Here is a 13460-nt window from a genome sequence, read left to right as displayed (position 1 = left end):
GTGTGCTCCTCCGTCGGTCCGGCCCCCGGGTTCGCCGGAAGCCAGTGCGGCTCACCTGCGGCCCGGCGGACGCACAAGGGTGGGTGCGGCCCGATCGGGAACAGGCGTGACAGGTGCCCCGGCGAGCGCCCTGCGAACAGCACGTTACCCAGTGCTCCACATTTCTGTGAAACCCCTCCTGACCTGCGTTTTTACTCGGATTTCCAAGTAAATCGGCGAAGAGCGGAAGTTTTACTGGTCACAGCCTTGCAGGGGGCCGGAACAACGGCACGTTATCCCGGCCACCCCGGGCACGGGAAGAGTCGGTGTGTGACACTGACCGCGTGCGCGAAGACGGAAAAATCCGGGTATTCCTCCTCGACGACCATGAGGTGGTCCGGCGCGGAGTGCACGATCTGCTCTCCGGCGAGGCCGACATCGAGGTGGTGGGCGAGGCCGGTACGGCCGCCGAGGCGCAGGCCCGGGTCACGGCCACCCGCCCGGACGTCGCGGTGCTGGACGTGCGGCTGCCGGACGGCAGCGGCGTGGAGGTCTGCCGCGACATCCGCTCCCGGGACGACTCCGTCCGCTGCCTGATGCTGACCTCCTTCGCCGACGACGAGGCCCTCTTCGACGCGATCATGGCGGGCGCCTCCGGTTACGTCCTCAAGGACATCCGCGGCGCCGAGCTGCTCGGCGCCGTGCGGGAGGTGGCGGCCGGTAAGTCGCTGCTCGATCCGGCGGCCACGGCGCGCGTGCTGGAGCGGCTGCGCGGCGGCGGGGCCAAGCCCGACGACCGGCTGGCCCGGCTCACCGAGCAGGAGCGCCGCATCCTGGAGCTGATCGGCGAGGGACTGACCAACCGCGCGATCGGCGAGCGGCTGCACCTGGCGGAGAAGACGATCAAGAACTACGTGTCGAGCCTGCTGGGCAAGCTCGGCATGCAGCGCCGTTCCCAGGCGGCCGCCTTCGTGGCCCGCCTGGAGGCCGAGAACCGCTGACGGGCTTACTCGGGACTTACGTCCTCTCCTGCCGGGGCGGGCGGCCCTGTTCCGGGGCCCCGGGCTCCCGCACAGTGAGACCATGCCCTCCGACGAACAGCTCGCCGTCGGCCTGCTCGGCCGCACCGCCTACGGCCGGGCGGCCACCACCCTGCGCGCCCTGCCCTTCCTCGCCCACGCGCGGCACATCGTGGCCGACGGCCGGGTCCTGCTGCGCATGCCCAGGAGCTGGGGATACCACCGGGTGTGCGCCGGGAGCGTCGTCGCGTACGGAGCGGACAACCTGACCTCCGCGCGGCCCGGCGAGAGCCTGTGGACCGTGCAGGTCGTGGGCCGGTGCGAGGCCCACGAGCCGAGCACCGCCGAGCTGGAGCGGTTCGGTCCGACGCCGGACCGGGTGGACGGCGAGCCCTTCGAGCCCGCCTACCTGCGCGTCGACCCGCAATTCGGCACGGTGCACTTCACGGACGGGTCGGCGGGGCCGCTGTGACCTCCCCGGGGCGTCCCCGCAACGCGACGCGCGCGTGGAGCCCGTTTCCGGGCCGCACGCGCGCGTAGGGCTTGCGGTACGGGTCAGCCCTCGCCGCCCTCGGAACCACCCGGGGCACCGGTCGCGCCGCCCGTCGGCTCGCCACCGCCCGTGGGATCGCCGCCGCCGGTCGGTTCACCACCACCGGTCGGCTCACCGCCGTCGGTCGGGTCGCCCGTCGGATCACCGGTCGGGTCACCCGTCGGATCGCCGGTCGGCTCCCCCGTCGGGTCGTCCGTCGCGGTGTGCGAAGGCGACCACGTCGGTGTGTACGGCTTGTCCCAGTCCCCGTCGCCGGTGCCGCCCCCGCCCGAGCCCTGCTCGGTGCCCGGGTCGGTGGTCTCCTGCGTCGCCTCGTCGCTGGGCGAGGAGCTGGGCGACTCCTCGCCGGTGCTCTGGGAGGTGGTCGCCGACGGGCTCTTGTCCGTCTCGGTGCCGCCCTTGCCGTCGTCGCCGTTGTTCAGGGCGAGCGCGACGCCCGCCGCGATGGCGATCACCGCGAGGACGGCCAGTATCCAGAGCTTGCCGCGGCCGCTGCCCTTGTTGCCACCGCCCTCGAAGCCGCCGTCGTCCCCGTCGTAGCGGCCCGGCAGGATCGGCTGCGGGATCTGCTGGGTGCCCGACGCCCCGTGGTCGGCGGGGTGCGGCATCACCGTCGTACCCGCGAGACCGGCCGACGGGGTGTGCCGACCGTCGTGGGCGGCGACCGGGCCGGTGTTCCAGGTGCCGGTGTGGCCGCCCTGCTCGTACAGCATCTGCAGCCCGTACTGGACCAGGCCGCGCATCTCCTCGGCGGTCTGGAAGCGGTCGTCGGGCTCCTTGGCCAGCGAGCGCATCACCAGGCCGTCCAGCTCCGGCGGGGTGGCGTCGGAGACCTCGGACGGGGGCGTGGGGATGTCCTGCACGTGCTGGTAGACCACCGACAGCGGGGTCTCCCCGGTGAACGGGGGCCGCAGCGCGAGGAGTTCGTAGAGCAGGCAGCCGGTCGCGTACAGGTCGGAACGGTGGTCGACGGCCTTGCCGAGCGCCTGCTCGGGGGAGAGGTACTGCGGGGTGCCCATGACCATGCCGGTCTGCGTCATCGTCGACTGGGCGCCGTGCAGGGCGCGCGCGATGCCGAAGTCCATCACCTTGACCGCGCCGTTGTTGGTGATGATGACGTTGGCGGGCTTGATGTCGCGGTGCACGATGCCGTGCTGGTGCGAGTAGGCCAGTGCCTCCAGGACGCCGGAGACGATGATCAGCGCCTGCTCGGGGCCGGGCGCCTCGGCGTTGAGGAGGAGGTCGCGGATGGTGCGCCCCTCGACGATCTCCATCACGATGTACGGCACGGACTGGCCGCCGACGACGTCCTCGCCCGAGTCGTACACGGCCACGATGGCGTGGTGGTTGAGGCCGGCCACGGACTGTGCCTCGCGCGTGAAGCGGGCCTTGGAGACGGGGTCCTCGGCGAGGTCGGCGCGCAGCAGCTTGACCGCCACGGTGCGCCCGAGGCGGACGTCCTCGGCGGCGAACACCTCGGCCATGCCGCCCCGCCCGAGCCTGCGGGTCAGCCGGTACCGGCCGTCGCCGACCAGGCCGCCGTTGCCCCAGTTCTCCGGCGCGTCAGACATACCGCCGCCAGATGCCTCGGGTTCGGACGGGCCCTGGGCGCGCTGCTGCTGTGCCATCAGTCCTCGCCGTCGTTTCTGCCCGCGGTACGCGCGGTGTTGTTACGGTCTCCGTCGGCCACGCTACAGCCTTCGCGGGGGCCTCCGGTCCGAGATGGGCGCCGGGACCGGACATGAGACGGACCGGTCATGAAACCCTGGTTCCGTACTCTCGTGCAAATTCCGTGTAGCGGCAGTACCCCGGCTGTAACGCTTCCGCGACGCTTCTTTCGCGTACGGTCACGGAACGGGCACCGCGCTTGACGTGTCGGTGCCCTGGGGCAGACTTGGCCGGGAATAGCACTTTCGATCACGAGCGCGCGTGCCGCTGCCACCGGCGCCCGCCGCCTATGGGGGACGCAGAGACATGAGCCAGGACGGCGGACAGGGACGGTATGCGGGGCGGGCTCTCGCCGGCGGCCGTTACCAGCTGCGCGACTTGCTCGGCGAGGGCGGCATGGCCTCGGTGCACCTGGCGTACGACTCGGTGCTCGACCGCCAGGTCGCGATCAAGACACTGCACACCGAGCTGGGTCGCGAACAGGCCTTCCGCGAGCGCTTCCGCCGCGAGGCCCAGGCCGTGGCCAAGCTCACGCACACCAACATCGTCTCGGTCTTCGACACCGGTGAGGACGACCTCGACGGCATGACGACGCCGTACATCGTCATGGAGTACGTCGAGGGTCGGCCGCTCGGTTCGGTGCTCGACGAGGACGTGCGGCAGCAGGGCGCGATGCCCGCCGACAAGGCGCTGAAGATCACCGCGGACGTGCTGGCCGCGCTGGAGATCAGCCACGAGATGGGCCTGGTCCACCGGGACATCAAGCCGGGCAACGTGATGATGACCAAGCGCGGCGTGGTCAAGGTGATGGACTTCGGCATCGCCCGCGCCATGCAGTCCGGCGTGACCTCGATGACGCAGACCGGCATGGTCGTCGGCACCCCGCAGTACCTCTCGCCGGAGCAGGCCCTCGGCCGCGGCGTCGACGCCCGTTCCGACCTGTACTCGGTCGGCATCATGCTGTTCCAACTGGTCACCGGGCGCCTGCCGTTCGACGCCGACTCGCCGCTGGCGATCGCGTACGCGCACGTGCAGGAGGAACCGGTGGCCCCGTCCGCCGTCAACCGCGCCCTGCCCCCGGCGGTGGACGCGCTGGTGGCCCGGGCGCTGAAGAAGAACCCCAACGAACGCTTCCCCAGCGCCGAGGCGATGCGCGACGAGTGCCTGCGCGTGGCGGCCTCCTTCCAGGCGGCCCCGCCGAGCATCGTGCCCGGCGCCCAGACGTCGAGCGGCGCGGGCGTCGGCTCCGCCGTGTTCCCGCCGGTCGGCCAGGGCACCCCGGCACCCACCGGCCCCGTCCAGACGCCGTACCAGCCGACGCCGTCCCCCGGCCCGAACCCGTACGGCACCCCGGCCCCGGCAGCACACTCACCGGCGTACGGCTATCCGCAGCAGGCGGGCTACCAGACGCCCGCCCCGGCGCCGTACGCGCAGCAGCAGGGCTCGGCCACGCCGCCGCCGTACAACCTGACGCCGTCGGCCCAGGGCTCCGGCCCCGGTTCGCCGGGCGGCAAGAGCAACAAGCCGGTGATCATCGGCTCGATCGTGGTCGCTGTCGTGGCCGTCGGCGGGCTGATCGGCGCGCTGCTGATGAACGGCGGCGGGGACGAGGACCCGGAAGCCGGTGGCGGCGGCTCCTCCACCGCGTCGGTCTCCGCGTCGCCGTCGAAGGCGGCGGGCTATCGCGGGCCCGACAAGGAGAAGACGATCGAGAAGGACAAGTGCACCGAGCCGGAGGAGTCGTACAACGACCCGGACAAGATCAAGGTGCCGGACTTCACGTTCAAGTACATCGGCTCGGTCAAGGAGTGCTTCAACGCCGCGGGCTGGCAGATGAAGGTCGTCGAGGTCGACGAGAACACCTACGGCGAGGGCTCGGTCCGGGACCAGTTCCCCACCGCCGGCACGGACGTCGACCCGGAGAACATGCCGGAGATCCAGCTCAAGGTCTCGACGGGCAACCCGCCGTCCGAATGAGCCCGTGAGGTGACGGGTGGCTGACGTCGAAGGGCCCGGCAGCGTGTGCTGCCGGGCCCTTCGCGGTGTCGGTGGTCGTCGTTCCGCAGTGGGTCGTCGTGAGCAGGCGTCCTGAGTGGGGCGTCGCCTACAGGTAGGGCCCGCCGGAACGGCCGCCCGGGTGCGGGGGCTCCTCGCCCTCCGGGACGGCGCCCGGCGGAAGCGCGCGGCGCATCTGCTCCAGCTGGGCCCGCGCGGCCATCTGCTGGGCGAACAGCGTGGTCTGGATGCCGTGAAAGAGGCCCTCCAGCCAGCCGACCAGCTGGGCCTGCGCGATCCGCAGCTCGGCGTCGGTCGGCGTGCCGTCGTCCGTGAAGGGCAGGGAGAGCCGCTCCAGCTCCTCCACCAGCTCCGGGGCCAGACCGTCCTCCAGCTCCTTCACCGAGCTGGCGTGGATCTCCTTGAGCCGGACCCGGCTCGCCTCGTCCAGGGGGGCGACCCGCACTTCTTCGAGCAGCTGCTTGATCATGCTGCCGATCCGCATGACCTTGGCGGGCTGCTCCACCTGCTCGGTCACCGGAATCTCGCGGGAGTCGTCGTCCCCGCCGCTGAGCGCCATTCCGTCCTGGCCGACGACCAGGATCTGGGGGTTCTCCGGCGACCTGTCGTTCCTCGGCATCTCCATGCCGCCATTGTCTCGCACCCCCGGTCCCCGGGCGGGCGGTGCCCCCGCGGAAACCGCCCCGACGCGTTCGGCGGCGCCCGGAATGCCGGTGTCGGCGACCGGTGTGAGGCTTGTCCCGTCGATTCCGTTCCGTCGACCTCGCTGCGTCGACTGCGGTGCGTCGATACCGGTGCGTCGATACCGGTGCGTCGACTTCCACGACGCGACGCTTTCCCATTCCAGGACTGCTCATCATCGGGAGGGGGTCACGGACGTGACTCCATGGCTGCGCACACTGCGGGCGACGGGGCTGGTGGGAGCCCTGGGCGCCGGCGCGGTGGTGGCGCCGTACGGGGCGGGGCCGGCCCACGGCGCCGGGCGCCCGGCGGTGGTGGCGGCGTTCACGGCGGCACCGTCACCGGAGCGCTCCGCGCCGGGGTCGGCCACCGTCCCGGACGGCTCCGGCACCCATGACGGGCGGGGCGGTCACGAACGTCCCCGGCGCCCCGACGGCCACGACCGTACGGAGCGCCCGGACGGCGGATCCGCCTCCCGGCCCGCCGAGGACTCCGGCCCGGCCGACAGCGCGGGGCGCGGTTCGCCCAAGCCCTCCCGACCTTCCCCGTCGCCGTCCTCGTCCCGTTCGCCGTCGGCGTCCGGCACCGAGGCCGGCTCCGAGCCGTCCCGGGCCGGGAGCCAGCCGGGTGAGGGAAGGCAGCGGCCCGGTCGCGCCGAGGAGCGGGCGCCGGAGCGGGACGGCGGGGGCGAGGACGCCGACCGGTACGGGGACGGCGGCGACGGCGTCCCCGAGGACGACCCGGCCACCGCCGTGCCGCCCGGCCGGACCGAGGCGGCGCAGGTGCCCCGGCCACCCCGTCCCGGTCCCCGTCGCCGGGCGGCACGCCCACCCGGGCCGCCGCCGAGCCCGTACTGCGGGTGCTGCCGCTGGGCAGCGGGCTGGTGCTCATCGGGCTCGGCCTGGCGCTCGGCCTCGTGGGACTGCGCCTGCGCCGGGGGTAGGGACCGCCCCGGCGCCGCGACCCGGCCGTGCGTCGCCTACGAGGTGACCAGCAGCACCTTGCCGATGTGCCCGCTCTCCTCCACCACCCGGTGGCCCTCGGCGGCCTCGCTCATCGGCATCTCTCGGTCGACGACCGGGCGGACGTGTCCCCCGGCGAACAGCGGCCAGACGTGCTCCTTGACGGCCGCCACGATCGCCGCCTTCTCCTCCAGGGGGCGGGCCCGCAGCGAGGTGGCGCTGACGGCGGCGCGCTTGGCGAGCAGCGTGCCGATGTTCAGCTCGCCCTTCCGGCCGCCCTGCATGCCGATGATCGCGAGCCGGCCGTTCACGGCGAGGGCCTGGACGTTGCGGTCCAGGTACTTCGCGCCCATGTTGTCCAGGATGACGTCGGCGCCCGCGCCGCCGGTGGCGTCCTTCACCTCGGCGACGAAGTCCTGCTCCCGGTAGTTGATCAGGATGTCCGCGCCCAGCTCGGCGCAGCGCTCCAGCTTCTCCTTGGTGCCCGCCGTCACCGCGACCTTCGCGCCGACGGCCTTGGCGAGCTGGATCGCCATGGTGCCGATGCCGCTGGAGCCGCCGTGCACGAGCAGCGTCTCGCCGGGGCGCAGGTGGGCGACCATGAAGACGTTCGACCAGACGGTGCAGACCACCTCGGGCAGCGCCGCCGCCCGCTTCACGTCGAGACCCTGCGGCACCGGCAGCAGCTGGCCGGCCGGGACGACGACCTTCTCGGCGTAGCCGCCGCCCGCGAGCAGCGCGCACACCTCGTCGCCGACGGCCCAGCCGGACACACCGGGGCCGACCTCGGCCACGCGGCCGGAGCACTCCAGGCCGGGGTACGCGGAGGCGCCGGGCGGGGGGTCGTAGAAGCCCTGGCGCTGCATGATGTCGGCGCGGTTGACGGCGCTGGCCGCCACCTCCACCAGGACCTCGCCCTCGCCGGGCTGCGGGTCGGGGACCTCGGCCCACACCAGCGCCTCGGGGCCTCCGGGTTCGGGAATCGTGATCGCATGCATGAGGGCGACGCTACTCCTGATGCCCTCCGTCCTCCCCCGCCGGAAAATCCCCGTGCGTCGGCGATGAGTTTGCGCGACGGTAAAGGTCTTCCCATGCGTAGCCCAAGAACGCGTACACCAAGAACGCGGAAGGACCCACAGCATGAGCACGCACACGTCCGGACTCGCCATCGAGACCGCGGGGCTGGTGAAGACGTTCGGCGAGACCCGGGCCGTGGACGGGGTCGACCTCGCCGTGCCCGCCGGCACGGTCTACGGCGTCCTCGGCCCGAACGGCGCCGGAAAGACCACCACGGTGAAGATGCTCGCCACCCTGCTGCGGCCGGACGGCGGCCACGCTCGCGTCTTCGGGCACGACGTGGTGCACGAGGCGGACGAGGTACGCGGCCGGGTGAGCCTCACCGGGCAGTACGCGTCCGTGGACGAGGACCTCACCGGCACCGAGAACCTCGTCCTGCTGGGGCGGCTCCTCGGGCACGGCAAGGCGGCCGCGCGGGAGCGGGGCGACCAGCTGCTGGCGGCCTTCGGCCTGACGGACGCCGCGGCGAAGCAGGTCAAGCACTACTCCGGCGGCATGCGGCGGCGCATCGACATCGCCGCCTCCATCCTCAACACCCCCGACCTGCTCTTCCTCGACGAGCCCACCACCGGACTCGACCCGCGCAGCCGCAACCAGGTGTGGGACATCGTGCGGGCGGTCGTCGCCCAGGGCACGACCGTGCTGCTGACCACGCAGTACCTGGACGAGGCGGACCAGCTGGCGTCCCGGATCGCCGTCATCGACAAGGGGCGGGTGATCGCCGAGGGCACCAAGGGCGAGCTGAAGGCGTCCGTCGGGGCGGGCTCCGTGCATCTGCGGCTGCGGGACGCGGAGGAGCGGCCCGAGGCCGAGCGCGTGCTGCGGAACCTGCTGGTGGCCGAGGTGCAGCCGGAGCCCGATCCGGTGGCGCTGACCGCGCGCCTCGGGGTGGCGGCCAGTGACACCGCCGCCGACCAGGCCGCCAAGGCACTCGGTGAGCTGGCCCGGGCGGGCATCACCGTCGACAGCTTCTCCCTCGGGCAGCCCAGCCTCGACGAGGTCTTCCTGGCGCTGACCGGGCACGACACCGGCCAGAGCACCGGCACCGGCACCGGTACCGGCACAGACAAGAAGGACGGGGTGGCGGCATGAGCACGGCCACGAGCACCGAGAACAAGGACCTCTCCCCGGTCAGCACCGAGTCGCTGGCGGCCCTGCTGGTGACCAGGGAGCGGCCGCCGCGGCCCAGCGCGCTGTCCACGTCCCTCACCTTCGGCTGGCGCGCGATCCTCAAGATCAAGCACGTGCCGGAGCAGCTCTTCGACGTCACCGCCTTCCCGATCATGAACCTGCTGATGTTCACGTACCTCTTCGGCGGTGCGCTGGCGGGTTCGCCCAGTGACTACATCCAGTTCGTGCTGCCGGGCATCCTCGTGATGTCGGTCGTGATGATCACGATGTACACCGGGGTCTCGGTGAACATCGACATCGAGAAGGGCGTCTTCGACCGCATCCGCTCGCTGCCGATCTGGCGGCCCTCGGCGATGGTCGGCTATCTCCTCGGCGACGCGCTGCGCTACACGATCGCGTCCGTCGTGATGCTCTCCGTCGGGCTGCTGCTCGGCTACCGGCCCGACGGCGGGTTCGTCGGCGTGGTCGCCGGGATCGCCCTGCTGCTGCTCTTCTCGTTTGCCTTCTCGTGGATCTGGACGATGTTCGGGCTGATGCTGCGCACGGAGAAGTCGGTGATGAGCGTCAGCATGATGGTGATCTTCCCGCTCACCTTCCTGTCCAACGTCTTCGTCGACCCGAAGACCATGCCGGGCTGGTTGCAGGCCTTCGTCAACAACAGCCCGATCACCCACCTGGCGTCCGCGGTGCGCGGCCTGATGGCGGGCGACTGGCCCGGGGCCGAGATCGCCTGGACGCTGGGCTGGGCGGCCCTGTTCCTGCTGGTCTTCGGACCGGTCACGATGCGGCTCTACAACCGCAAGTAGTGCGTTCCGGGGAGCGTGCCCCGCGACCGGGCCGTGCGGAGCGGCTCAGTCGCGGGGGAGCGGGCGGGCGTCCGGCGCCACATGGGTGGCCGGCGTCGCCCGTACGATCGTGATCAGGCGGTCCGTCAGCTCCAGCCCGCCCACGGCCGGGTCGTCGTAGCCCAGGACCCGGTGCCCGCGCAGCACGCTCACCACCAGGTCGTCCATCTCCCGGGGGTTCTTGCCCACCTCGGCCTTTATGACCGGCCGTTCGACGAGGTCGAGTCCGCTGCCCTGACTGATCAGGTCCTCCATGACCATGCCGGCGGCGGGGCTGAGCACGGAGAGCCCGAGCAGCCGCCCCGCGGCACTGGCGCTGGTGATCACGGCGTCGGCGCCGGACTGCTTCAGCAGCGGTGCGTTCTCCTCCTCGCGGACCGCGACCACGATCTTCGCCCCGCGGTTGAGCTGCCGGGCCGTCAGCGTGACCAGCACGGCCGTGTCGTCGCGCTGCGTGGCGATGATGATCTGCTTCGCCCGGAACGCCTCGGCCCGGTTGAGTACGTCGCTGCGGGTCGCGTCCCCCACCACACCCGCGTAGCCGTGGGCCGTCGCGGCCTCGATGGCCTTGCCGCTCGGGTCGACCACGACCACCTGGTCCTTGCGCAGCCCGGTCGCGCAGACGGTCTGGATCGCCGACCGCCCCTTGGTTCCGAAGCCGACGACGACGGTGTGATCCCGCAAGGCGGACCTCCAGCGGTTCAGGCGCCACTCCTCCCGAGTGCGCTCGGTGAGGGCTTCCAGCGTGGTGCCGACCAGGATGATCAGGAACAGCACGCGCAGGGGCGTGATGACGAAGATGTTGGTCAGCCGGGCGGAGTCGCTGACCGGTGTGATGTCGCCGTACCCGGTGGTGGAGAGGGTGACGGTGGCGTAGTAGAAGGCGTCGAGGAGGTCGACGGAACCGTCCGAGTTGTCGGTGTAGCCGTCGCGGTCGACGTACACGACGAAGGCCGTCACCACGAGGACCACCAGGGCCACGGACAGCCGCTTGGCGACCTGGCGGAACGGGTGCTCCACCAGTTTCCTGGGGAGTTTCACCTTGTGCGTCACCAGGTGTTCGTCCGCCTGCCGGGCGATCGCGTCCTGGCCCGGAAGTTTCACGTGAAACACACCCCGATTCCGCCGGTGGCCCAGGGCAGGTCGAGCAGCTCGGCCTCCTGACCCGACCGCGCGCCGCCCGGGGGGACGACGGCCAGGGCGTCGGCGGCGGCGATGCCGCGCAGCATCGCCGGACCGTTGTAGTGCAGCGGTACGGCGCCCTCCCCGCGCAGCACGACCGGCACGAGCCGGGTGTCGTACGGGTGCCCGTGCACGGCGTCCCGCAGCGGCAGCGTGTACGGCTCTGGCGCCGGGCGGGCGGCGAGCGTGCGCAGCAGCGGCTCGGCGAGGGTGAGCAGTCCGGAGACGGCGGCGAGGGGGTTGCCGGGCAGCCCGACGAGGTGCTGGTCGTCCTTGAGGCGGGCCAGCAGCATGGGGTGTCCGGGGCGGGCCTTGACACCGTCCACGAGGAGTTCGGCGCCGATGCGGCGCAGGGTCGGGTGGACGTGGTCGACCGGGCCCGCGGCGGTGCCGCCGGTCGTGACGACCAGGTCGGCCTCGGAGGTCGTGACGGCGCGGTGCAGGGCCTTGGCGTCGTCGCCGATCCGGCGGACGGTGCGGACCTCGGCACCGAGGGCGCGCAGCCACGGCGGCAGCATCGGGCCGAGCGCGTCACGGATGAGGCCGTCGTGCGGGAGCCCCTGGGTGAGCAGCTCGTCGCCGAGGACGAGGACGTCGACGCGGGGGCGGGGAACCGCGGTGAGCGTGTCGTATCCGGCGGCCGCCGCCAGCCCCAGGACCGCCGGGGTCGCCAGGGTGCCGACGGGCAGCAGCTGGTCGCCGCTGCGGCACTCCTGGCCGCGGGGGCGGATGTCCTGGCCGTGGACGACCTCGCGGGTGGGGTGCAGGCGTCCGCGTTCGTCGGAGCGGCCGTGCTCGGTGCGCAGGACGGCGGTGGTGTCCGGGGGGATCCGCGCGCCGGTGGCGATGCGGACGGCCTCGCCGTCGATGAGGGGCGCGGGCGCCGCGTGGCCGGCCAGCACCCCCTCGTCGCGCACCGCCCACGGGCCCGGTCCGGCGACCGCCCAGCCGTCCATCGCGGAGGTGTCGAAGGAGGGCAGGTCGGTGAGGGCGGCCAGGGGTGCGGCCAGGGTGAGGCCGAGGGCCGCGTCGAGGGGCACGGCGACGGGGGTGCGGCGGGCGGCACGGGCGGCGGTGCGGGCGGCCCGCTCGGCGGTCGCCCGGGCCTCGGGCCAGGGGGTGGCCTGGTGGTGGGCGTCCGCCGGGTGGTGCGGGGCGGGCGTCCCGTGGCCGCCGTGTCCGTCGGGTCGTCCGGGGCTGCCGTGGCTGCCGTGGTTGTTGTCGCGACTGCCGTGGCCGGGGGTCTCCCTCACGAGGGCGAGCGCCTCCTCGACGTCGAGGTCCTCGGCGTCCGCGCCGGCCCGCGTGCCGGGGGAGGACATCAGGCGTCCGGGCGGGTGTCGGGGGTGGCGTCGGGCGCCACGTCGGGCTTGCCCCGCGAGGGGGCGGACCCGGTGTCGGCGGCTTCCTCCGCCCAGCGCTGGGCGAGGGCCGCGGCCTTGCGGGCGGTCTCGGCGACGGCCTCGGGCCCTCCTCCGGCCCGCCCGGCCGCGTAGCCGACGAGGAAGGTGGTCAGCGGAGCGGCCGGCCGGGCCACCCCGTGGGCGGCGTCGCGCGCGAGATCGAGCAGGATCCCGGTGTCGACGTCCAGGTCGATGCCCAACTCGTCCTTGGCTGCGGAAATCCATTCATCCAACACGTGACCATGCTCCCTGATGCGTGCCCTTGCGGTGGCGAGGTCGTCCCAGGTGTCGCAGTCGAAGGAGGCGACGGCGTCCGGGACTCGGGTGAGGCGCAGAGCGCCGGTCAGGCGGCGCAGCGGCAGCCCGGTCAGTCGGGCCCCGTCCGCCCGTGCGTCTCGGCCGGCGCGGTCCCGTGCGAGGGCGGCCAGTTCCCGGCGCAGCGCCGACGCGCGGTACGCGGCGACGAGCGGCTGGTCGCGGCCGGCGGCGTCGGTGAGCAGCACCCCGTCGGCGTCGCCCGCGGCGAGGGCGGACAGCAGCCGCCCCACGGTCGGTCCGGCCAGGAACGGCAGGTCGGCGGAGACCACGAGGACGTACTCCGCCGTGGTGTGCCGCAGTCCGGCGGCGAGGGCGGCGAGCGGTCCGCCGCCCGGCGGGTCCTCGCGTGCCCAGGTGACGGGCCGCGCGGTGGGCCGGGGATCGGCGACGACGACGGTCCTCCGCGCTCCGGCGCAGGCGGCGAGCACCCGGTCGAGGAGAGGGCGGCCGCCCACCCGCAGACCGGGTTTGTCCGCGCCCCCGAGCCGCCGGGCGCCCCCGCCGGCGAGCACGACGGCGTCGTACCCGGCGCGGCCGGGTCCTGTCGGCCCGGGATCCGGCGCGGGGTCGGTGCCGGCGCCTGGGTCGCCGGGGGGCTCGTACGCGGTCACCCCCCGAGTATGGGG

Annotated in this window: 11 protein-coding genes; 5 read left to right on the top strand and 6 right to left on the bottom strand. The window is 73.1% G+C overall.

Annotated elements, in window-relative coordinates; all coding sequences use genetic code 11:
- Nucleotides 1–323 precede the first annotated feature (323 nt).
- Both Sru02f_RS00315 and Sru02f_RS00310 read left to right on the top strand, forming a co-directional pair.
- Complete coding sequence (locus Sru02f_RS00315; RefSeq protein WP_109029211.1) at nt 324–980, top strand: response regulator; 657 nt, start codon at nt 324–326, stop codon at nt 978–980.
- An 82-nt stretch (nt 981–1062) separates the two neighbouring features.
- On the top strand, nt 1063–1470 hold the full coding sequence (locus Sru02f_RS00310) for a hypothetical protein (RefSeq protein ID WP_109029210.1): 408 nt from the start codon (nt 1063–1065) through the stop codon (nt 1468–1470).
- 83 nt (nt 1471–1553) lie between these two features.
- Here the strand turns inward: Sru02f_RS00310 and Sru02f_RS00305 are convergent, their stop codons facing one another.
- Nucleotides 1554–3179, bottom strand: coding sequence for a protein kinase domain-containing protein (locus Sru02f_RS00305; RefSeq protein ID WP_167469275.1), 1626 nt, complete (start codon nt 3177–3179; stop codon nt 1554–1556).
- 346 nt (nt 3180–3525) lie between these two features.
- On the opposite strand from Sru02f_RS00305, the gene Sru02f_RS00300 reads away from it, so the two are divergent.
- On the top strand, nt 3526–5196 hold the full coding sequence (locus Sru02f_RS00300; protein ID WP_109029208.1) for a protein kinase domain-containing protein: 1671 nt from the start codon (nt 3526–3528) through the stop codon (nt 5194–5196).
- Nucleotides 5197–5323: 127 nt separating this feature from the next.
- Here Sru02f_RS00300 and Sru02f_RS00295 read toward each other — a convergent pair whose 3' ends face one another.
- Together Sru02f_RS00295 and Sru02f_RS00290 are read right to left on the bottom strand one after the other, a co-directional pair.
- Entirely contained in the window at nt 5324–5860 is a 537-nt protein-coding gene (locus Sru02f_RS00295; protein WP_109029207.1) for a bacterial proteasome activator family protein, read from the bottom strand.
- A gap of 1035 nt (nt 5861–6895) precedes the next feature.
- Nucleotides 6896–7876, bottom strand: a complete 981-nt coding sequence (locus tag Sru02f_RS00290; protein WP_109029206.1) for an NAD(P)H-quinone oxidoreductase — start codon at nt 7874–7876, stop codon at nt 6896–6898.
- Between the two features lie 142 nt (nt 7877–8018).
- Here Sru02f_RS00290 and Sru02f_RS00285 point away from each other — a divergent pair, with 142 nt between their 5' ends.
- Both Sru02f_RS00285 and Sru02f_RS00280 read left to right on the top strand, forming a co-directional pair.
- The gene (locus Sru02f_RS00285) at nt 8019–9047 is read left to right on the top strand and encodes an ATP-binding cassette domain-containing protein (RefSeq protein WP_109029205.1); all 1029 of its coding nucleotides are present in this window, start codon (nt 8019–8021) and stop codon (nt 9045–9047) included.
- Complete coding sequence (locus tag Sru02f_RS00280; RefSeq protein ID WP_109029204.1) at nt 9044–9892, top strand: ABC transporter permease; 849 nt, start codon at nt 9044–9046, stop codon at nt 9890–9892. Before Sru02f_RS00285 ends, Sru02f_RS00280 begins: the two co-directional genes overlap by 4 nt.
- Nucleotides 9893–9937: 45 nt before the next feature.
- Here the strand turns inward: Sru02f_RS00280 and Sru02f_RS00275 are convergent, their stop codons facing one another.
- The 3 genes from Sru02f_RS00275 to Sru02f_RS00265 are packed head-to-tail and all read right to left on the bottom strand — an operon-like array spanning nt 9938 to nt 13445.
- Nucleotides 9938–11035 (bottom strand): potassium channel family protein, encoded by a 1098-nt coding sequence (locus Sru02f_RS00275; protein ID WP_109029203.1) that lies wholly within the window; start codon nt 11033–11035, stop codon nt 9938–9940.
- Nucleotides 11032–12435, bottom strand: coding sequence for a molybdopterin molybdotransferase MoeA (locus tag Sru02f_RS00270; protein ID WP_109029202.1), 1404 nt, complete (start codon nt 12433–12435; stop codon nt 11032–11034). Before Sru02f_RS00270 ends, Sru02f_RS00275 begins: the two co-directional genes overlap by 4 nt.
- The gene (locus Sru02f_RS00265) at nt 12435–13445 is read right to left on the bottom strand and encodes an NTP transferase domain-containing protein (RefSeq protein ID WP_174854976.1); all 1011 of its coding nucleotides are present in this window, start codon (nt 13443–13445) and stop codon (nt 12435–12437) included. The genes Sru02f_RS00270 and Sru02f_RS00265 overlap by 1 nt, the downstream gene beginning before the upstream one ends.
- Nucleotides 13446–13460 lie beyond the last annotated feature (15 nt).

This window comes from Streptomyces rubrogriseus, assembly GCF_027947575.1.
GTDB classification, from domain to species: Bacteria; Actinomycetota; Actinomycetes; order Streptomycetales; family Streptomycetaceae; genus Streptomyces; species Streptomyces rubrogriseus.
This window is presented reverse-complemented; position numbering and strand designations above follow the sequence as displayed.